The sequence below is a fragment of the Bacteroides sp. 2201st1_D9_2201SCRN_220225 genome (genome assembly GCF_040928965.1).
GTDB lineage: Bacteria > Bacteroidota > Bacteroidia > Bacteroidales > Bacteroidaceae > Bacteroides > Bacteroides stercoris.
Genome location: NZ_JBCODG010000045.1, coordinates 1 through 20,240, shown reverse-complemented (window position 1 = coordinate 20,240; position 20,240 = coordinate 1). Strand labels below are relative to the sequence as shown.

The window sequence follows — 20,240 nt, the reverse complement described above, 5'->3', positions numbered from 1 at the left end:
CCGCTATGTATCGTGTAATCGTAAGTACATATGCCGACAGAAACTCTGCTGCCAGCGCTCGCGATGCTTTCAAGGCTAAATACCCTAACCGTCAGGATTTCCAGGGTGCTTGGCTGCTGTATCGCATTAATTAATTTGAATTCTTTTTGGTAATTCATAAGAAAGGGGTATTTCCCTCCTTTCAAGATAGGGCGGTAACTGGGAAGTTACTGCCTTTTTCATAATCTGTTGAAAATGATTATGAAAACTCTGTTTTGGGTGATTGTGAAAAGTACTTATAAATATCTCTTTTTCGTTTAAAAGAAGTTATAAAACAAAATTAAAAACTTTTGGCGGTAAAAAAGTTTTTAATTTTGCACCTTATATATTTTGAGAATACAATATGGAACGACAATATATACTTGATGCGATTGATGCAGCACTTTGTGCCGGCAAAGATATCCTCTCTATTTACAACGATCCGACCTCAGATTTTCAAATAGAAAAGAAAGCGGATAATTCTCCTTTGACGATTGCTGATAAGAAAGCGCATGCGGCTATTGCCGGCTATCTGCAAAAAACGCCTTATCCATTATTGAGCGAGGAGGGAAAGCATTTGCCCTATACAGAGCGATGTGCATGGACTACTTTATGGATTGTAGACCCTCTGGATGGTACCAAAGAGTTTATCAAACGGAATGGCGAGTTTACCGTTAATATCGCTTTGGTTCGTAATTCCGTTCCGGTAATGGGGGTTATATACCTTCCGGTAAAGCGGGAGCTTTATTTTGCTGAAGAAACATTAGGTGCTTACAAACTTTCGGATTTTACAGCTCGCAGCGGAGCGTCGTTGGAAGAGTTGATGGCGAAAGCCGTTCATTTGCCGATTAAGGATAATCACGATAAATTTGTAATTGTGGCATCCCGCTCACATCTGTCTCCCGAAACTGAAGATTACATTGAAAAAATGAAGCGTTGCCACTCGGATGTAGAATTGATTTCCAGTGGAAGTTCCATTAAAATATGTCTGGTGGCGGAAGGTAAGGCGGATGTATATCCCCGTTTTGCTCCCACCATGGAATGGGATACGGCAGCAGGGCATGCCATTGCACGTGCTGCCGGTATGGAAGTATATCAGGCCGGAAAAGAAGAACCGCTACAGTACAATAAGGAAGATTTGTTGAATCCTTGGTTTATAGTAGAGCCCAGGCGTAATTAAATAACGACTCGTATATATGACGTTTGAAATCATATTTGTGCTTTTAGCGTTGCTGGGCATGGTGATAGCCCTGGTTTTGGATAAAATGCGTCCGGGGATGGTGCTCTTTTCGGTTGTGGTACTGTTTCTCTGTGCCGGAATCCTGACACCTAAAGAAATGCTGGAAGGATTTAGCAATAAGGGTATGATTACGGTTGCCATGCTGTTTCTGGTCAGTGAGGGGATTCGTCAGTCCGGTGCGTTGGGACAGCTTATCAAAAAGCTCCTGCCACAAGGTAAAACCACCGTTTTCAAAGCACAACTCCGAATGCTGCCTACGATTTCCTTTATTTCGGCTTTCTTGAATAATACTCCTGTCGTTGTAATTTTTGCTCCGATTATAAAACGTTGGGCTGAGTCGGTAAAGCTTCCGGCTACTAAATTTCTGATTCCTTTGTCCTATGTGACGATTCTGGGAGGTATCTGTACTTTAATCGGCACTTCCACCAATCTGGTGGTACACGGTATGATACTGGATGCCGGTTATGAGGGATTTACTATGTTTGAACTTGGGAAAGTCGGTATTTTTATTGCAATAACCGGTATTATCTATCTGTTTCTGTTTTCTTCCAGACTATTGCCCGATGTCCGTAAAGATGCGGTGAAACCGGATGATGAACCGGAAGAACATAGTGATCTGCATAGGGTAGAGGCTGTCTTGGGTCCTCGTTTTCCGGGTATCAACAAGAAACTGAAGGATTTTAACTTTAAACGTCATTATGGCGCTGAAGTGAAAGAGATAAAGCGTAACGGCCAGAGTTATGTGCAGGATTTGGAGAATGAGTATTTCCGGGAAGGTGATACTTTGGTGGTAATGGCTGATGATTCTTTTGTGCAGACGTGGGGTGAATCTTCTGTCTTCGTGATGCTTGCCAACGGTAAGGATACGGAGCCTGTTGCAAGTAAAGGCAAACGTTGGTTTGCCCTTGCCCTGCTGATTCTGATGATAACCGGGGCTACGGTTGGCGAACTGCCTGCAGTGAAAGAGGCTTTTCCGGATATCAAACTGGATATGTTCTTTTTCGTGTCCGTAACAACCATTCTAATGGCATGGACAAAAATCTTTCCGGCCCGTAAATATACCAAATATATATCGTGGGATATCCTGATAACGATTGCCTGTGCTTTTGCCATCAGCAAGGCAATGGTAAACTCCGGAGTGGCGGATGCCGTGGCCGAATACATCATTGGACTGACGGATCATTACGGGCCTGCGGTGTTGCTGGCTGTTATGTTTGTCATTACAAACCTGTTTACCGAACTGATAACGAATAATGCCGCCGCTGCACTTGCTTTTCCCTTGGCGCTTTCCATTTCATCGCAACTGGGCGTAAGTCCGACGCCTTTCTTTGTGGTTATCTGTATGGCTGCATCGGCAAGTTTCTCGACGCCTATCGGTTATCAGACCAACCTGATAGTACAAGGTATCGGCAATTATAAATTTACGGATTTCGTCCGCATCGGACTTCCGTTGAATATTATCACTTTTCTTATATCCATATTCCTTATTCCCTTAATATGGCCATTTTGATTGAATTATGACAGAAAATAATATATATCCTATTTTTGACAGAATGTTGTCGAGGCAAGACAAAGAAGAGCTTCTGAAACAACATAGCGTGATGATTTGGTTTACCGGGCTGAGCGGGTCGGGTAAGAGTACGATAGCTATCGCTTTGGAACGTGAGTTGCATAAACGCGGATTGCTTTGCCGTATTTTGGACGGAGACAATATCCGCAGCGGCATCAATAACAATTTGGGCTTTACGGAAGCCGACCGCATAGAGAACATCCGCCGTATAGCCGAGGTTTCCAAATTGTTTGTAGATACGGGCATTATAACGATTGCAGCCTTTATCAGTCCCAGCAACGACATCCGCGAAATGGCGGCGAATATTATCGGGAAGGATGATTTTCTGGAAGTGTACGTCAGTACGCCCATTGAGGAATGCGAACGCAGGGATGTAAAAGGCTTGTATGCAAAGGCACGCCGCGGAGAAATTAAAAACTTCACGGGTATTTCCGCGCCATTCGAGGCTCCTGCACATCCGGCATTGACACTGGATACATCTGCGTTGAGCCTGGAAGAATCCGTCAATAAATTATTGGAATTAATTTTACCGAGAATTCAGAAGAAATAATATAGCATGAAAGAAGAATATAAACTGAGCCATTTGAAAGAACTCGAAGCAGAGTCTATTCATATTATCCGCGAAGTGGCTGCGGAATTCGAGAATCCGGTGATGCTGTATAGTATCGGCAAGGACTCATCGGTTATGGTACGTCTGGCCGAAAAGGCTTTTGCTCCGGGTAAGGTTCCTTTCCCGTTGATGCATATCGACTCTAAGTGGAAGTTCAAGGAGATGATTCAATTCCGTGACGAGTATGCCCGGAAGTACGGCTGGAACCTGATTGTAGAGAGCAATATGGAAGCTTTTGAAGCAGGTGTAGGACCTTTTACGCATGGCAGTAAAGTGCATACGGACTTGATGAAGACACAGGCGCTGCTGCACGCATTGGATAAATACAAATTCGATGCGGCTTTCGGTGGCGCCCGTCGCGATGAAGAGAAGTCGCGCGCAAAGGAACGTATCTTCTCTTTCCGTGATAAGTTCCACCAATGGGATCCGAAGAATCAGCGTCCGGAATTGTGGGACATATACAATGCGCGTGTCCATAAGGGAGAAAGTATCCGTGTGTTCCCGTTGAGCAATTGGACGGAACTGGATATCTGGCAATATATCCGTCTGGAGAATATTCCTATCGTACCTTTGTATTTTGCCAAGGAGCGTCCTTGCGTGGAGATTGACGGCAACCTGATTATGGCTGATGACGACCGCTTGCCGGAACAGTATCGCGAGAAGATTGAAATGCGTATGGTACGTTTCCGTACGTTGGGTTGCTGGCCGCTGACCGGGGCTGTAGAAAGCAGTGCCGATACAATCGAGAAGATTGTGGAAGAGATGATGACTACCACCAAGAGCGAACGTACCACCCGCGTTATCGATTTTGACCAGGAAGCAAGTATGGAGCAGAAGAAACGTGAGGGATATTTCTAATGAAATTAAGAATTAAAAATTGAGAATTAAGAAATGGATGATTCAAGACTTGATATAAAGGCTTTCCTTGATAAAGACGAACAGAAAGATTTACTTCGTTTCCTTACCGCCGGTTCGGTGGATGACGGAAAGTCCACGCTTATCGGACGTCTGTTGTTCGATAGTAAGAAATTGTATGAAGACCAGTTGGATGCGTTGGAGCGCGACAGCAAACGTATGGGTAATGCCGGCGACCACATCGACTATGCCTTGCTGCTGGACGGTTTGAAGGCGGAGCGTGAGCAGGGCATTACTATTGACGTGGCCTATCGCTACTTCTCCACGAATAACCGTAAGTTCATCATTGCCGACACTCCGGGACACGAACAGTATACGCGTAACATGATTACCGGCGGCTCTACCGCTAATCTGGCGATTATTCTGGTAGATGCCCGCACGGGTGTCATCACGCAGACGCGCCGCCATACTTTCCTTGTATCTTTGCTGGGTATCAAGCATGTGGTGCTTGCCGTCAATAAGATGGACTTGGTGGACTTCTCCGAAGAGCGTTTCAATGAAATTGTAGGCGAGTACAAGAAGTTTATCGCTCCGTTGGGCATCCCCGATGTGACTTGCATCCCGCTTTCTGCGCTTGACGGCGACAATGTGGTGGAGAAGTCGGAGCGCACCCCGTGGTACAACGGTATTTCTTTGCTCGACTTCCTCGAAACCGTGCCTATTGATAACGACCACAACCTGAAAGATTTCCGTTTCCCGGTACAGTATGTGTTGCGTCCCAACCTCGACTTCCGTGGTTTCTGCGGCAAGGTAGCTTCGGGTATTATCCGCAAGGGAGATGAGGTGATGGCATTGCCGTCCGGAAAGAAGTCCCGCGTCAAGAGCATCGTGACCTATGACGGGGAATTGGATTATGCTTTCCCGCCGCAGTCCGTTACCTTGACGCTCGAAGACGAGATTGACGTATCACGCGGAGAGATGCTGGTACATCCCGACAATCTTCCGATGATGGAGCGTAACTTCGAAGCCATGGTAGTGTGGATGGACGAGGAACCGATGGATGTAAACAAATCGTTCTTTATCAAGCAAACTACCAATTTGAGCCGTACGCGTATTGACAATATCAAGTATAAGGTAGATGTCAATACAATGGAGAAACTCTCCCTTGACAACGGCCGGTTGACGAAAGAGACCCTGCCGATGCAGTTGAACCAGATTGCCCGCGTAGTGTTGACTACTGCCAAGGAACTCTTCTTTGACCCTTATCAGACCAACAAAGCCACCGGTTCTTTCATCCTGATAGACCCGATAACCAACAATACCAGCGCCGTTGGTATGATTATCGACCGCGTGGAAGATAAGGATATGCATGTATCCGAAGAACTCCCTGTTCTTGACTTGCCGAAGCTGGGCATCGCTCCCGGGCATTACGAAGCTGTAGAGAAAGCCGTCAAAGAACTGGAACGCCAGGGAGTGGCAGTGATTATTAAGAAATGAAAATTAAACATTAACAAATAAGAGTCGGATGAGAATTGCGGACTGGCCCGAAAGGCTGTTCTGCAATCCTCAACTTACAATTCTCAATTAAACAAGAATGGGTTTATTAGAATTCAACAAACTGCCGATTAACACACTGGTCGGTGCAGACTGGAAAACGTTCAACGCCATTACAAAGGGACGTGAAATAGATGCCGCGTACAAAGGTAAATTCCGGTTGACGAAAGCCGTTTGCCGCATGCTTTCCACATTGGCTCCCTTGCAGGACAAACGCTATGAGAAGCTGTTGGCGGACAAACCGCTGGAGCACGACCCTGTATTTATCCTCGGTCACTGGCGTAGCGGAACAACTTTCGTGCATAATGTGTTCTCTTGCGACAAGCATTTCGGCTATAACACAACGTATCAGACCGTATTTCCGCATCTGATGATGTGGGGACAGCCTTTCTTCAAGAAAAACATGAGCTGGCTGATGCCCGACAAGCGTCCCACGGACAATATGGAGCTGGCGGTAGACCTGCCGCAGGAGGAAGAGTTTGCGTTGGCGAACATGATGCCTTATACCTATTATAACTTCTGGTTCTTGCCCAAGCATCAGCAGGAGTATGCCGACAAGTATCTGTTGTTCGACGATATAAGCGAGGCGGAGCTGAAGGTGTTTGAGGAAACGTTTACCAGACTCATCAAGATTTCCTTGTGGAATACGCACGGTACGCAATTCCTCAGCAAGAACCCGCCGCATACCGGGCGTGTGAAGGAACTGGTAAAGATGTTCCCCAATGCCAAGTTCATCTATCTGATGCGTAATCCTTATACGGTGTTCGAGAGCACGCGCAGTTTCTTCACGAATACTATCCAGCCGTTGAAACTTCAGGATATTACTCCTGCGGAACTGGAGCAGAACATCCTGTCTATCTATGCCAAACTTTATCATAAGTACGAGGCGGACAAGGCAAGCATTCCGGCGGGTAATCTGATTGAAGTGAAGTTCGAGGACTTCGAAGCCGATGCCATGGGAATGACGGAGCACATCTACGATGCGCTGTCCATACCCGGTTTTGCGGATGCCCGCACTGCCATCGAGCAGTATGTAGGCGGTAAGAAAGGTTATAAGAAGAATAAATATAAATATGACGACCGCACGGTGCAACTGGTTCAGGACAACTGGGGCTTTGCGCTGAAGCAGTGGAATTATGAACTTTAACTGATTGTAGGAGAATAGAGAAATGATTCGTAAAAGACTTCGAATGTTGAGTTTGCTGTCCGCAATGCTTTGCTGCGTAGCAGTATCGGCACAGCATAAGGTTGAGATGATTCCTTTCGGAAATATGGATCAATGGATTGACCGCCAGATTAAAGAATCGGGAATTATCGGCGGTGCTACCAAAAATGTGTATGCTATCGGACCTACGGCAACTATCCGTGAAAACAAGCCGTATAAGAATATGGGCGGTTCCCCGTGGGCTACTTCCAACGTGATGGCGCGTGTGGCAGGCATCACCAAAACCAATACTTCGGTATTTCCGGAGAAGCGGGGCGACGGTTTCTGTGCCCGTATGGATACCCGTATGGAAAGCGTAAAGGTGTTCGGCATCGTGGACATTACGGTGCTGGCTGCCGGTTCCATATTTTTGGGCGATGTACACGAGCCCATCAAGGGGACGAAGAATCCGCAGAAGATACTGAATTCGGGCATCCCGTTCACCAAGAAACCTATTGCCATTCAGTTTGACTATAAGGTGAAGATGTCCGACCGTGAAAAACGTGTTCATGCCACCGGTTTCAGCAAGATAACCGATGTGGAAGGAAAGGATTTCCCCGAAATGAACCTCTTTTTGCAGAAACGCTGGGAAGACAAAGACGGAAATATCTATGCCAAACGCGTGGGTACGGTGGTGGTGCGTTATTACACTACAACGGACGACTGGCGCAACAATGCCACTTATTCCATTATGTACGGCGATATAACGGGCAACCCCGAATACAAGGCGCACATGATGCGCCTGCAAGTGCAGGAACGCTATGCGGTGAACAGTAAGGGCGAAAGCGTGCCTATCAAGGAAGTGGCATGGGGAACGGAAGATGATATCCCCACACATATCCAGTTGCAGTTTACGTCCAGCCACGGCGGGGCATATATCGGTTCTCCGGGCAATTCATTCTATGTAGATAATGTGAAGTTGGTATATTGATTTCGTTCCTATACCGGCATGTGTAATTTTGCCTATGGCGAAAAACCTGTTTGATGTATATCAGACGGGATTTTCACCATAGGCAAAATCTTTTTTGATACGTATGAAAAAGAGTTCAAATATAAATCGTAATTTTGTAGCCCATTATGAGTAGAATAATAGCTATTGATTACGGTAAAAAACGTACGGGCATAGCCGTCAGCGACACGTTGCAGATGATTGCCAACGGGCTTACCACTGTGCCTACCCACGAACTGCTCGCCTTTATCACGGACTACGTGGCGAAAGAACCGGTGGAGCGGATACTTGTCGGACTGCCGAAGCAGATGAATAACGAAGCTTCTGAGAACATGAAACGGATAGATCCGTTTGTGCGTTCCTTGCAAAAGCGGTTGCCCGATATGCCGGTAGAGTATGTGGACGAGCGGTTTACTTCGGTCTTGGCGCACCGCACCATGCTGGAAGCCGGACTGAAAAAGAAAGACAGGCAGAACAAGGCGCTGGTGGACGAAATCAGCGCGACTATTATCCTGCAGACTTATCTGGAGAACAGGCGCTTCTCCTCTTTATAAATGTTTGGAAAATAATTCATAATTCATAAATTAAAGAAATGATTTTACCTGTTTATGTATACGGACAACCCGTATTGAGAAAAGTAGCGGAGGACATTACTCCCGATTATCCGAACCTGAAAGAACTGATTCAGAATATGTTCGAAACCATGGACCATGCCGATGGCGTGGGACTTGCAGCGCCGCAAATCGGTTTGCCTATCCGTGTGGTGGTTGTAGACCTGGATGTGTTGTCGGAAGATTATCCCGAATATAAAGGTTTCCGTAAGGCATATATCAATGCGCATATCCTCGAAGTATCGGGCGAAGAAGTATCTATGGAAGAAGGCTGCCTGAGCCTGCCGGGCATTCACGAATCTGTGAAAAGAGGCAATAAGATACGCGTGAAGTACCTGGACGAGGACCTGGTGGAGCATGACGAGATTGTGGAAGGCTATCTGGCCCGTGTGATGCAGCATGAGTTCGACCATTTGGACGGTAAGATGTTCATCGACCATCTGTCGCCCTTGCGCAGACAGATGATAAAGGGAAAACTGAATGCCATGCTGAAAGGTAAGGCACACTGTACCTATAAGGTGAAAACCGTAAAGTAAGCAAACCATATAATAAGGTATAAAAGGCTCAAAAAATATAAAAAGTCTTCGGTATATCCTGATATGTAAATGAATAAACGCTACTTTTGTTTTGTTTACAAGCATTTATAAGACAAGATGATAAAAAAGATATTGCTGGCAATTCTGTTATTGCCCACGTTGTTATATGCGCAAATCAATACGGAACGGGTGATGACCATTGCCCGCAACGCATTGTATTTCGAGGACTACGTGCTTTCTATCCAATATTTCAATCAGGTAATCAACGCGAAGCCTTATTTATACGAGCCTTATTTCTTCCGTGCGCTGGCAAAAATCAACCTGGACGATTTTCAGGGAGCGGAAGCGGATTGCGATCAGGCTATTCAGCGCAATCCTTTTGTTGTAGGCGCTTATCAGATAAGAGGTTTGGCACGTATCCGCCAGGATAAGTTCGACGGTGCGGTCGAGGACTACAAAACGGCTTTGAAGTACGACCCGGAGAATGTGGTACTTTGGCATAACCTCTCTCTTTGTCATATGCAGAAAGAGGATTTCAATGCTGCCAAAGAGGATTTGGGCAAGCTGCTCGCCATAGCTCCCCGATATACGCGTGCGTACCTGATGCGCGGTGAGGTCAATCTCAAGCAGAACGATACGATACAGGCCTTGAAGGATTTTGATAAGGCCATTGATATGGACCGTTACGACCCGGACGGCTGGGCTGCCCGTGCCATTGTCCGTCTTCAGCAGTCCGACTACAAGGAGGCTGAAAAGGATTTGGACCAGGCGATACACCTGAGCGCACGTAATTCGGGCAACTACATAAACCGGGCTTTGGCGCGTTTCCATCAGAATAACCTGAGAGGTGCGATGAGCGACTATGACCTGGCGCTGGATATTGACCCCAATAACTTCCTCGGCCACTATAACCGGGGACTGTTGCGTGCACAGGTAGGTGACGATAACCGTGCGATAGAAGATTTCGACTTTGTGCTGAAGATGGAGCCGGACAATATGATGGCAACTTTCAACCGTGGTTTGCTGCGTGCACAAACGGGCGATTACCGCGGCGCTATCAGCGACTACTCCAAAGTGATAGAAGAGTATCCCAACTTCACGGCGGGTTACTACCATCGTGCCGAGGCCCGCAAGAAGATTGGCGACCGCAAGGGAGCCGAGCAGGATGAGTTCAAGCTTATGAAGATGCAGCTCGACAAGCGCAACGGCGTGACAACCGGCGGCAATGACAAGGATGTGGCGGATAATGCGGACGGCAACTCCGGAAAGGATAACGGCAAGACCCGTAAGAAGTCCGACAAGAATATGGATAACTACCGCAAGATTGTGATTGCGGATGATTCGGAACTGGAACAGCGTTATAAGAGCGACTATCGCGGCCGTGTGCAAGACCGTAACGTGACTATCAAGCTCGAACCTATGTATGCGCTGACCTATTATGAGAAGCTGAGCGACGTAAAACGTACCGTGCATTATCACAAGTATATAGACGAGTTGAATCACTCCAAACTGTTCCCCAAACCGTTGCGCATCACCAATATGGAGTCGCCTCTGACAGAAGAGCAGGTACGTTTCCACTTCGCATTGATAGACGCCCATACATCGGATATTGTGGCAGACGAAAAAAATGCCGGAAAGCGGTTTATGCGCGGTTTGGATTTTTATCTGGTGCAGGACTTTGCAAGTTCCATAGACGATTTTACACAGAGTATCCTGCTGGATGATACTTTCTTCCCGGCATATTTCATGCGTGCTTTGGTGCGCTACAAGCAGTTGGAGTACAAGAAAGCGGAAGCCGGCATGAACGAGGGTGCCGTTTCCGGTGCGCAAGAAGTAAAGAAGGCGGAAGTAACGGCGATGGATTACGATATTGTGAAAAATGATTTGGATCATGTCATCCAATTGGCGCCCGATTTTGTTTACGGTTATTATAACCGCGGCAATGTATTGTCGCTACTGAAAGATTACCGTGCGGCATTGGCAGATTACGACAAGGCAATCGGACTGAATCCCGACTTTGCCGAAGCCTATTTCAACCGTGGCCTGACGCATATCTTCCTGGGCAATAACAGGCAGGGGATTTCTGATTTGAGCAAGGCAGGCGAATTGGGTATCGTTTCCGCTTACAATATTATCAAGCGTTTTACGAATACGCAACAGTAACATTTTTTTGCTAAAAAATAGAATATCAATAAAGAATTAGCTATTTTTGCGTTCTAAAATTTGAATTATACATAGCATTATGATAAAGATAACATTTCCAGACGGCTCCGTTCGCGAATACAACGAAGGAGTAACAGGACTGCAAATAGCAGAAAGCATTAGTTCACGTTTGGCACAGGATGTACTGGCTTGTGGCGTGAACGGAGAAGTTTATGATTTGGGGCGTCCCATCAATGAAGACGCTGAAGTGGTTCTCTATAAATGGGAAGACGAACAAGGCAAGCATGCCTTCTGGCACACCAGCGCCCATTTGCTGGCGGAAGCTTTGCAGGAGTTATATCCGGGCATACAGTTCGGTATCGGTCCGGCCATCGAGAACGGTTTCTATTATGATGTGGATCCGGGAGAGACTGCTATCAAGGAAGCTGACCTGCCCGCTATCGAAAAGAAAATGGCGGAACTGGCAGCCAAGAAAGAAGCGGTTGTCAGAGAGAGTATTTCAAAGACGGATGCCTTGAAGATGTTCGGCGATCGCGGCGAAACTTATAAATGTGAGCTGATTTCCGAACTGGAAGACGGTCACATCACTACTTATACGCAGGGTGCGTTTACCGACTTGTGCCGTGGTCCTCACCTGATGACTACCGCGCCTATCAAGGCTATCAAGCTGACTTCCGTTGCCGGTGCTTACTGGCGGGGACAGGAAGACCGCAAGATGATGACACGTATCTACGGTATCACTTTCCCGAAGAAGAAAATGCTGGATGAGTATCTCGTATTGCTGGAAGAGGCCAAGAAGCGCGACCACCGTAAAATCGGCAAGGAGATGGACTTGTTCATGTTCTCCGATACGGTAGGCAAGGGACTTCCGATGTGGTTGCCGAAAGGTGCTGCATTGCGTATCCGCCTGCAGGAGTTCTTGCGCCGCATTCAGGCCCGTTACGACTATCAGGAAGTAATGTGTCCGCCTATCGGCAACAAGCTGCTGTACATCACTTCCGGACACTATGCCAAGTATGGTAAGGACTCGTTCCAGCCTATTCATACGCCGGAAGAAGGTGAAGAGTACTTCCTCAAACCGATGAACTGTCCTCATCACTGTATGATTTACAAGAACTCACCCCGTTCTTATAAAGACCTGCCTTTGCGTCTGGCGGAGTTCGGTACGGTTTGCCGCTACGAGCAGAGCGGTGAGCTTCACGGCTTGACCCGTGTACGCAGCTTTACGCAAGACGACGCGCACATCTTCTGCCGTCCTGATCAGGTGAAAGATGAGTTCCTGCGCGTAATGGACATTATCTCAATCGTATTCCAGTCTATGCACTTCGAGAACTTTGAAGCACAGATTTCTCTGCGCGACAAGGTGAACCGTGAGAAGTATATCGGTAGCGATGAAAACTGGGAGAAGGCAGAACAGGCTATTATCGAGGCTTGTGAAGAAAAGGGACTGAAAGCCAGAGTGGAATATGGTGAAGCTGCTTTCTACGGTCCTAAACTGGACTTTATGGTTAAGGATGCTATCGGCCGCCGTTGGCAGTTGGGTACCATTCAGGTAGATTACAACCTGCCCGAACGTTTCCAACTGGAATATACGGGAGCCGATAACCAAAAGCACCGTCCGGTAATGATTCACCGTGCTCCGTTCGGTTCTATGGAGCGTTTCGTAGCCGTGCTTATCGAACATACCGCCGGCAAGTTCCCGTTGTGGCTGACTCCGGACCAGGTGGCTATTCTGCCTATCAGCGAGAAGTTCAATGATTATGCTCAGGAAGTGAAAGACTACCTGAAGAGATACGATGTCCGTGCCATTGTGGATGAGCGTAACGAAAAAATCGGACGTAAGATTCGTGACAACGAAATGAAGCGTATTCCGTACATGCTGATTGTCGGCGAGAAAGAGGCTGAAAACAGAGAAGTTTCCGTCCGCAAGCAAGGCGAAGGCGACCAGGGAACCATGAAATTTGAAGATTTTGCTAAAAAAGTGAACGAAGAAGTTCAAAATATGATAAATAAATGGTAACTTTGCGCCCAATTGTAAAAGCATAGCATACATACGATGTTCTAAAGACCGCTTTTACTTAACAAAAAAATAATTTGGTAGTAATAAACAAGAAACAAACTGGAAGTAAACGTTATTTAATGAAGAATGACAGCTTAAAAGGGCAACATCGGATTAATGAGCAAATCCGTGCCAAAGAAGTCCGCATTGTGGGCGATGAGGTGGAACCTAAAGTATATCCGATAGCTCAGGCCTTGAAAATGGCCGAGGAAATGGAAGCAGATCTCGTGGAGATTTCTCCGAATGCACAACCCCCTGTTTGTCGTATTATTGATTACTCTAAATTTCTTTATCAGTTAAAGAAGCGTCAGAAAGAGCAGAAGGCGAAGCAGGTTAAGGTAAATGTGAAGGAAATACGTTTCGGTCCTCAGACAGACGACCACGACTATAACTTCAAACTGAAACACGCCAAAGGCTTTTTGGAAGATGGCGACAAGGTGAAGGCATACGTGTTCTTCAAGGGTCGTTCAATTCTGTTCAAGGAGCAGGGCGAAGTACTGCTGCTGCGTTTTGCCAATGATTTGGAAGACTATGCGAAAGTAGACCAGATGCCGGTTCTGGAAGGAAAGAGAATGACCATTCAGCTTTCTCCGAAGAAAGGTGCAGCTCCGAAAAAGCCTGCCACACCGAAGCCGGCAGAAGCTCCGAAAGCAGCTCCGGCCGAAGACAAAAGCGAAGACTAAAGAAATGAGTAACGCCGCAGGTATAGTGCGTTGCCATATAATTAAATAATTTAAAAATAAGTAAGATGCCAAAGATGAAGACTAACTCCGGTTCTAAAAAGAGATTTACTCTTACCGGAACAGGTAAAATCAAAAGAAAGCACGCTTTTCACAGTCACATTCTGACTAAGAAAACCAAGAAGCAAAAGAGAAATCTGTGTTACTCTACAACCGTTGATATAACGAATATGAGCCAGGTTAAGGAACTCTTAGCTATGAAGTAATCAAAAGCGTACGAAGTATTATTAAAGTTATTAACCGAATGCATTAGCTTTAAGTCCGTTGCGTGAAGTACCGGCGCTAACATTCAAAAACAAGTAAAACTATGCCAAGATCAGTAAATCATGTTGCTTCTAAAGCAAGAAGAAAGAAAATTTTGAAATTGACCAGAGGTTACTTTGGTGCAAGAAAGAACGTTTGGACCGTTGCCAAGAATACTTGGGAAAAAGGTTTGACTTATGCGTTCCGTGACCGTAAGAATAAGAAAAGAAACTTCCGCGCTTTGTGGATTCAACGTATCAACGCTGCTGCACGTCTGGAAGGTATGTCTTATTCCAAACTGATGGGTGCTCTGCACAAAGCTGGTATCGAAATCAACCGTAAGGTTTTGGCTGATTTAGCAATGAATCATCCGGAAGCTTTCAAGGCCATTGTAGCTAAAGCAAAAGCTGCATAAGCCGGGGTAAAAGAATAAACCTGCAAGGCGCTGATTACGAATACGTAATCGGCGCTTTTTGTTTTGGGCAGTATTGTGGAAATGTGAAAACATTAGATGCAGGCAAACAATTTTCTTGTTTTTCTTGTTTCTTTCGTAGAAACTCACTACCTTTGAAGTAGAAAAAATAGCCGCATTGATTGGATCGGGAAACTCATCAATTCTAATGAAATACCGAGACAAGCTTCAGTTCTCAATGGCGGGCCACGCCCTTCGGGGTAACTCTTGAGTCGGTGGATTACAAAGAGGACGAGCACTCAAATCATGTCATACGGAGTTTCATCACATCATCGGTGCGGCTTTCTATAAAAGAGGAACGGTAATCTTGGTTGACTACCGTTCCTTTTTCTTTTGTCGTTATTTTACGGTTTTGCTTCTTGAAGATCAGAGAGTTCAGTAAAAATCGGATTGGTTGCAGTGAGGGGGGAAAGTCCAGGCTTTTGCTCGTTTAACTCCAGGTGTTTACTCCCGAAATGCCTGAAGTTTTAGGTTGGAATGCCCGGTGTTTGGGAAGTAAATTCCGGGAGTTTCGGGAGTATAATGCAGGGATATTTACCGGTATGGCACGGCTTCATTAACGGTTGGAACTGGACATACCGGTAGAATATTATTTGTTATCCCGCAAGTCTTTTACCCTGACGGCTTTGCCTTCGCTTTGAGGCAGGGAGCCTTTCTTGACCAGCTTCACTTTAGGAGTGACAAGGATTTCATCTTTCAGTCGGCGGGAAATAGCTTTGCGTACTTTCTCCAGTTCTATATAGTTGTCGGTGGATAAGTCGCTGAGCTCTACTTCCACAATCATTTCATCTTGATTGCAGATGGTTTCCAGAGTAATGAGGTAGTTGCTGCCCAATTCGGGGAATTGCACCAATACCTTTTCCACCTGCATGGGGAAGATGTTGACACCCTTGATTATAAACATATCGTCGCTGCGGCCCTTGATGCGGTCGATGCGCAGATGCGTACGTCCGCAGGGACATGTATCCGGAAGTATGCGGGTAAGGTCGCGTGTGCGGTAGCGTATCAACGGCATCATTTCACGGTCGAGGGTAGTCAGGACCAGTTCTCCAATCTCACCGTCGGGAACCGGTTCGCCGGTTTCCGGATTGATGATTTCAACCAGATAGCAATCTTCCCAAAGGTGCATGCCGTTTTGCTCGGTACACTCAAAGGCAACGCCGGGACCGTTCATTTCGGTCATGCCGAAACTGTTGTAGGCTTTGACACCCAGTATCCGCTCAATCTTCCTGCGCTGTTCGTCCGTATGAGGTTCGGCTCCGATGACGAGGGTTTTCAGAGTAGTCGATGCCGGGTCGATACCTTCTTCCTGAAATACTTCCGCCAGGCGTATGGCATAACTGGGAATGGCATGCAAGGCGGTGGTTCTGAAGTCCGTGATGAACTTGATTTGCCGTTTGCTGTTACCGGCAGCGGCGGGTACGGTCAGTGCGCCCAGGCGCTCGGCTCCGTATTGGAAACCTAATCCTCCGGTGAACATACCATAGCCGGAACTGTTTTGAAAAACATCGGTCTTTCGTATGCCTACTGCGTATAGGCAACGTGCTACAAGATTGGCCCAGGACTCCAGATCGTGCCGGGAGTGGACGATGACGGTGGGCGTTCCCGTGGTTCCGCTGGAAGAGTGGATGCGTACACCGTCTTCGTGCATATTGCCGGCCACAAGTCCGAAAGGGTAGTTGGCGCGCATGTCCGCCTTGGTGGTAAACGGGATTTTCCGGATGTCTTCTATCGACCGGATGCTGTCTGCCGTAATGCCGTGCTTTTGAAAAACTTGTTTGTAATAGGGGGAATTTGCTGCAATGCCGATTGTCTTCCTAAGCCGCCGGAGTTGCAGTTTGTGCAACTCCTCACGCGGCATGGTTTCTATCTTTTCTTCCCAGTATTTGTCATTCATGGTTATTGGTATTTTGATTTACATCAGGTTTTCTGCAATTTCCTTACCGGCAACCAAGGCCTTGAGGTTCAACTCTACGATGGCTTCGCCTTTACGCAGGAAAATGTCGCGGATGCTGTCTTGTACCTTCTGATAATCAATGCCGAGGAACGGAATGGTAGCTCCCAGCAACACGATGTTGGCAACGCGGGGAGAGCCCACTTCTTTGGCTACTTCGTTTACGTTCAGTACAATCTTGTGAGGAAGCTTGTCAAGTTCGGCTTTGAGAGCTTCTTCGGCAGGATAGTGGGGGATATTGATGAAAGGGGCTTCGTTCGTTACCAGCCAGCCTTCGGGACTGAGGTAGGGAAGATAGCGCAGCGCTTCCATGGGCTCCAGCGATATGATAAGGTCGCATTTGCCTGTAGGGATGAGGTCGGAAGCGATAGGCCGGTCGCTGATGCGGAGGTTGGACTGTACGTCTCCGCCTCGCTGGCTCATTCCGTGTACTTCGGCCTGTTTCATGTGTAATCCGTCTTTAAGGGCTGCCTGCCCGATTACGGTAGCGATAGAGAGGATGCCTTGTCCGCCTACGCCGGAAAGTATAATGTCTTTTTTCATGGCTTTACTTGTTTCGTTTCTTACGTGCTAAAGTTTGAATACATTCTCTGCGGGGAATAATGACGGATACTCCACGGTATTCGATTTCTTCGCGGATTATCTGCCTCATTTCCTCGTAGTTCTTCTTCAATGGAACTACTACGCGGATATGTTCGGGCGCTACGCCGATACCTGCACAGATAGCTTCGAGACGGCCGGTTCCGGCTGAATCCTGTCCGCCGGTCATGGCTGTGGTTTCGTTGTCGGAGATGACGATGGTGACGTTGGCGTTTTCGTTTACGCAGTCTAACAGGCCTGTCATGCCGGAGTGGGTGAAGGTGGAGTCGCCGATAACGGCAACCGCAGGATGGACTCCGGCATCCGAGGCGCCTTTTGCCATTGTAATGGAGGCTCCCATGTCTACGCAGGAGTCAATGGCATTGAAAGGAGCGTTGGCTCCTAAGGTGTAGCAGCCGATGTCGCTGAATACCTTGTGGCTGGGGTATTCTGCCCGGAGCACTTCGGTCAGCACGGTGTACATATCGCGGTGTCCGCAACCTTCGCACAAGGCTGGCGGGCGCATTTCGACGAGTGAAGGAACAGCGAATTCCGCTTTGTTCTCTTTGCCTACGGCGCGTGCTACGCTGTCCGGATTCAATTCTCCGTCCTGCGACAGTGTGCCGTCCAGGCGTCCTTTGACTTTTACGCCGATGCCGAGGCAACCTTTCAGTTGTTTTTCTACAAACGGTTGTCCGTCTTCCAGTACGAGTATTTCGTCGCAGGCTTCTACAAGCTGCATCAGTTGTTTCTTGGGAAGCGGGTACTGGCCGATTTTCAATACCGGAAATTCGCAGCCTTCGGGATAGTTCTCCATAAGGTAGTTATAACCGATGCCGCAGGCGATGATGCCCAGTTTTTTGTTGGGACCGTCTATGTACTTGTTATAAGGTGAGTTTTCCGAGGCTTTGACAAAATCGTCCTGATGCTGCAACAGAAGTTTGTAGCGTTTGCGGGCGTTGCCGGGGAGCAGGATGAACTGGCGCGGATCGTCACTGAAAGAAACCCCGTTCTGGGGCTGTTGCGCCTTGCGTTCTACACCGGAACGGGAATGCGCCAGCCGGGTGACCATACGCATCAGCAGCGGTTCGCCGGTTTGTTCGGAAAAGGCAAATCCGTTGTAAACCATGTCGTAGGCTTCTTGCTGGTTGCTCGGTTCGTACATCGGAATCAATGCAAAGTCACCGTAGAAGCGGCTGTCTTGTTCGTTTTGTGACGAATGCATGCTGGGGTCGTCGGCTGCAACGACAATGATGCCGCCTTTAACGCCGGTCACGGCGGAGTTGATAAAACAGTCGGCAGCCACATTCATGCCTACATGTTTCATGCAGACCAGTGAACGTTTTCCTGCGAACGACATTCCCAAAGCTGCTTCCATGGCAGTTTTCTCGTTGGAACACCAGCGGTTGTGGATACCTTTTTCGGCAGTAATCGCTGCTGTCTGGATATATTCGGTAATCTCCGTCGAAGGAGTACCCGGGTAGGCGTACACACCGGATAGGCCGGCGTCTAATGCAGCCTGTGCAATGGCTTCATCGCCAAGTAAGAGTTGTTTGCTCATTTTTTAGTGTTTAAGTGTTAATCATGGTTTTAGTAACAATCGCAAATATAGCTTTTTGCTTTTGTTTTATTATGATATTAGTTGAAAATCTTTCTTTCGTTTAACGCCTTCCAATACTTTCTGGCATTTTTCATGTGTTCGGCGTAGTTGGCTGCAAAATTATGGGTTCCTGAAAAATCTTCTTTGGCACACATATAAATGTAATTGTGTCTGGTGTAATTCAGGACTGCGTCTATACCTATGGGGGTGGGAATGCGGATAGGGCCGGGGGGCAGGCCGAGGTTGCGGTAGGTGTTGTAGGGCGAATCGATGGTGAGGTGTGCATTGGCAATACGGCGCAGGCTGAAGTCTTGCAGGGCAAACTTGATGGTAGGGTCGGCTTGTAGCGGCATGCCGGCGTGGATACGGTTGATGTACAGGCCGGCAATCATGGGCTTTTCCTGGTTGTTGTTTGTTTCCTCTTCAACGATGGAAGCGAGGGTGCATACCTCTTCCTGTGTCATGCCGATGGCTTTCGCTTTATTGAGCCGTTCCCGATTCCAGAACTTCTGATGTTCTTTCTGCATCCGTTCGAGGAAATCCTCTACGCTCATGTTCCAATATACCTGGTAGGTTTCGGGTATGAAAAGGCAGGCTATTGTCGCTTTGCTGTATCCCAGCCGTTGCTGGAGCAGAGAGTCATTTATCACTCCGGCTATTTCGGCGGAATCAATCATCAGTTGTTTCCCTACGTTACGCGCCAGTCTGTCCAAAGTGCGTACGCTTCCGATGGTCAGGTTCATGGGGGCTTGGTATCCTCTGTAGAAACGGTTGAATACATGGTAAACGTTCTCGCCGGGACGTATCGCATAGCGCCCGGTGTGGATGTTGTCGGGGTAATCGCGCCATTGGGACATCCATTTGAAACCGTTGAAACTATTGGGCTTTCCTTGTGCTTTTATCTTATTGTATATGGAGTCTGTCGTATCGTCGCGGTCGATGTAGATATAAACTGTCTTTTGCGGATGAAATTGCGGAGTGAACAGGTAGTAATACATTGTACCCGCACTTGCAATGCCTATGAAAAGAATAACCGCCAGTGCTCCGAAAAGGATTCTTTTTTTCTTTTTTTCCATCATAATCTTGATTGTTTTTGAGTCGGGCAAAGTTAGCAAGATTTGGGAATAAAGAGAATGCTTCCCTTGTTTTATTCATGACAGGAAGAGGGGGATGTGTCAATATATACTTGACGATTTCTTTTAGATACGGAAAACACGGATTTCACAGATTTTCTTTATTCTTTTTCTGTGAAATCCGTGTTTTCCGCGTAATCCGTGCCTAAA

Annotated in this window: 18 protein-coding genes and 1 pseudogene; 15 read left to right on the top strand and 4 right to left on the bottom strand. The window is 47.2% G+C overall.

The window, feature by feature from the left end:
• The 15 genes and pseudogenes from AB5903_RS14645 to rplT form a co-directional block, all read left to right on the top strand.
• Positions 1 to 134, top strand: a pseudogene (locus AB5903_RS14645) (SPOR domain-containing protein); the annotation flags it as partial.
• Positions 135 to 382: 248 nt separating this feature from the next.
• The gene (gene cysQ / locus AB5903_RS14640; protein WP_117741224.1) at positions 383 to 1,198 is read left to right on the top strand and encodes a 3'(2'),5'-bisphosphate nucleotidase CysQ; all 816 of its coding nucleotides are present in this window, start codon (positions 383 to 385) and stop codon (positions 1,196 to 1,198) included.
• Positions 1,199 to 1,214: 16 nt separating this feature from the next.
• Positions 1,215 to 2,768, top strand: coding sequence for an SLC13 family permease (locus tag AB5903_RS14635; RefSeq protein WP_005654987.1), 1,554 nt, complete (start codon positions 1,215 to 1,217; stop codon positions 2,766 to 2,768).
• Positions 2,769 to 2,775: 7 nt separating this feature from the next.
• Positions 2,776 to 3,378 carry an adenylyl-sulfate kinase gene (cysC, locus tag AB5903_RS14630; RefSeq protein WP_005654989.1) on the top strand — a complete coding sequence of 201 codons (603 nt, stop codon included), beginning with the start codon at positions 2,776 to 2,778 and terminating at the stop codon, positions 3,376 to 3,378.
• 6 nt (positions 3,379 to 3,384) lie between these two features.
• Positions 3,385 to 4,296, top strand: coding sequence for a sulfate adenylyltransferase subunit CysD (gene cysD, locus AB5903_RS14625; RefSeq protein ID WP_005654990.1), 912 nt, complete (start codon positions 3,385 to 3,387; stop codon positions 4,294 to 4,296).
• Positions 4,297 to 4,329: 33 nt separating this feature from the next.
• A complete protein-coding gene (cysN, locus tag AB5903_RS14620; protein ID WP_272709897.1) occupies positions 4,330 to 5,790 on the top strand; it encodes a sulfate adenylyltransferase subunit CysN in 1,461 nt (486 codons plus the stop codon).
• A gap of 97 nt (positions 5,791 to 5,887) precedes the next feature.
• A complete protein-coding gene (locus tag AB5903_RS14615; protein WP_060385168.1) occupies positions 5,888 to 6,994 on the top strand; it encodes a sulfotransferase in 1,107 nt (368 codons plus the stop codon).
• A gap of 22 nt (positions 6,995 to 7,016) precedes the next feature.
• Positions 7,017 to 7,982 (top strand): PCMD domain-containing protein, encoded by a 966-nt coding sequence (locus tag AB5903_RS14610; protein ID WP_005654994.1) that lies wholly within the window; start codon positions 7,017 to 7,019, stop codon positions 7,980 to 7,982.
• A 146-nt stretch (positions 7,983 to 8,128) separates the two neighbouring features.
• The gene (gene ruvX / locus AB5903_RS14605) at positions 8,129 to 8,554 is read left to right on the top strand and encodes a Holliday junction resolvase RuvX (protein WP_272709896.1); all 426 of its coding nucleotides are present in this window, start codon (positions 8,129 to 8,131) and stop codon (positions 8,552 to 8,554) included.
• Between the two features lie 38 nt (positions 8,555 to 8,592).
• Entirely contained in the window at positions 8,593 to 9,147 is a 555-nt protein-coding gene (gene def, locus AB5903_RS14600; RefSeq protein ID WP_005654997.1) for a peptide deformylase, read from the top strand.
• 117 nt (positions 9,148 to 9,264) lie between these two features.
• Positions 9,265 to 11,310 carry a tetratricopeptide repeat protein gene (locus AB5903_RS14595; protein ID WP_117857811.1) on the top strand — a complete coding sequence of 682 codons (2,046 nt, stop codon included), beginning with the start codon at positions 9,265 to 9,267 and terminating at the stop codon, positions 11,308 to 11,310.
• A 79-nt stretch (positions 11,311 to 11,389) separates the two neighbouring features.
• On the top strand, positions 11,390 to 13,330 hold the full coding sequence (gene thrS, locus AB5903_RS14590) for a threonine--tRNA ligase (protein WP_272709894.1): 1,941 nt from the start codon (positions 11,390 to 11,392) through the stop codon (positions 13,328 to 13,330).
• Positions 13,331 to 13,449: 119 nt separating this feature from the next.
• A complete protein-coding gene (gene infC, locus AB5903_RS14585; RefSeq protein WP_005655001.1) occupies positions 13,450 to 14,052 on the top strand; it encodes a translation initiation factor IF-3 in 603 nt (200 codons plus the stop codon).
• Positions 14,053 to 14,117: 65 nt separating this feature from the next.
• Positions 14,118 to 14,315 carry a 50S ribosomal protein L35 gene (gene rpmI / locus AB5903_RS14580; protein ID WP_005655002.1) on the top strand — a complete coding sequence of 66 codons (198 nt, stop codon included), beginning with the start codon at positions 14,118 to 14,120 and terminating at the stop codon, positions 14,313 to 14,315.
• Between the two features lie 101 nt (positions 14,316 to 14,416).
• The gene (rplT, locus tag AB5903_RS14575; RefSeq protein ID WP_004289896.1) at positions 14,417 to 14,767 is read left to right on the top strand and encodes a 50S ribosomal protein L20; all 351 of its coding nucleotides are present in this window, start codon (positions 14,417 to 14,419) and stop codon (positions 14,765 to 14,767) included.
• A 646-nt stretch (positions 14,768 to 15,413) separates the two neighbouring features.
• Here rplT and AB5903_RS14570 read toward each other — a convergent pair.
• From AB5903_RS14570 to mltG, 4 genes are all read right to left on the bottom strand, one after another.
• Positions 15,414 to 16,721 carry a phenylacetate--CoA ligase family protein gene (locus AB5903_RS14570; RefSeq protein WP_195658267.1) on the bottom strand — a complete coding sequence of 436 codons (1,308 nt, stop codon included), beginning with the start codon at positions 16,719 to 16,721 and terminating at the stop codon, positions 15,414 to 15,416.
• 18 nt (positions 16,722 to 16,739) lie between these two features.
• A complete protein-coding gene (locus tag AB5903_RS14565; RefSeq protein ID WP_195658266.1) occupies positions 16,740 to 17,321 on the bottom strand; it encodes an indolepyruvate oxidoreductase subunit beta in 582 nt (193 codons plus the stop codon).
• A 4-nt stretch (positions 17,322 to 17,325) separates the two neighbouring features.
• Positions 17,326 to 18,918 (bottom strand): thiamine pyrophosphate-dependent enzyme, encoded by a 1,593-nt coding sequence (locus AB5903_RS14560; RefSeq protein ID WP_022104191.1) that lies wholly within the window; start codon positions 18,916 to 18,918, stop codon positions 17,326 to 17,328.
• Positions 18,919 to 18,995: 77 nt separating this feature from the next.
• Complete coding sequence (gene mltG / locus AB5903_RS14555; protein WP_195658276.1) at positions 18,996 to 20,033, bottom strand: endolytic transglycosylase MltG; 1,038 nt, start codon at positions 20,031 to 20,033, stop codon at positions 18,996 to 18,998.
• Between the last annotated feature and the right edge of the window lie 207 nt (positions 20,034 to 20,240).

Bases quoted from the DNA above. Each gene is read 5' to 3' on its own strand.
- cysQ (WP_117741224.1), top strand. From the start codon at position 383: ATGGAACGACAATATATACTTGATGCGATTGATGCAGCACTTTGTGCC.
- AB5903_RS14635 (WP_005654987.1), top strand. From the start codon at position 1,215: ATGACGTTTGAAATCATATTTGTGCTTTTAGCGTTGCTGGGCATGGTG.
- cysC (WP_005654989.1), top strand. From the start codon at position 2,776: ATGACAGAAAATAATATATATCCTATTTTTGACAGAATGTTGTCGAGG.
- cysD (WP_005654990.1), top strand. From the start codon at position 3,385: ATGAAAGAAGAATATAAACTGAGCCATTTGAAAGAACTCGAAGCAGAG.
- cysN (WP_272709897.1), top strand. From the start codon at position 4,330: ATGGATGATTCAAGACTTGATATAAAGGCTTTCCTTGATAAAGACGAA.
- AB5903_RS14615 (WP_060385168.1), top strand. From the start codon at position 5,888: ATGGGTTTATTAGAATTCAACAAACTGCCGATTAACACACTGGTCGGT.
- AB5903_RS14610 (WP_005654994.1), top strand. From the start codon at position 7,017: ATGATTCGTAAAAGACTTCGAATGTTGAGTTTGCTGTCCGCAATGCTT.
- ruvX (WP_272709896.1), top strand. From the start codon at position 8,129: ATGAGTAGAATAATAGCTATTGATTACGGTAAAAAACGTACGGGCATA.
- def (WP_005654997.1), top strand. From the start codon at position 8,593: ATGATTTTACCTGTTTATGTATACGGACAACCCGTATTGAGAAAAGTA.
- AB5903_RS14595 (WP_117857811.1), top strand. From the start codon at position 9,265: ATGATAAAAAAGATATTGCTGGCAATTCTGTTATTGCCCACGTTGTTA.
- thrS (WP_272709894.1), top strand. From the start codon at position 11,390: ATGATAAAGATAACATTTCCAGACGGCTCCGTTCGCGAATACAACGAA.
- infC (WP_005655001.1), top strand. From the start codon at position 13,450: ATGAAGAATGACAGCTTAAAAGGGCAACATCGGATTAATGAGCAAATC.
- rpmI (WP_005655002.1), top strand. From the start codon at position 14,118: ATGCCAAAGATGAAGACTAACTCCGGTTCTAAAAAGAGATTTACTCTT.
- rplT (WP_004289896.1), top strand. From the start codon at position 14,417: ATGCCAAGATCAGTAAATCATGTTGCTTCTAAAGCAAGAAGAAAGAAA.
- AB5903_RS14570 (WP_195658267.1), bottom strand. From the start codon at position 16,721: ATGAATGACAAATACTGGGAAGAAAAGATAGAAACCATGCCGCGTGAG.
- AB5903_RS14565 (WP_195658266.1), bottom strand. From the start codon at position 17,321: ATGAAAAAAGACATTATACTTTCCGGCGTAGGCGGACAAGGCATCCTC.
- AB5903_RS14560 (WP_022104191.1), bottom strand. From the start codon at position 18,918: ATGAGCAAACAACTCTTACTTGGCGATGAAGCCATTGCACAGGCTGCA.
- mltG (WP_195658276.1), bottom strand. From the start codon at position 20,033: ATGGAAAAAAAGAAAAAAAGAATCCTTTTCGGAGCACTGGCGGTTATT.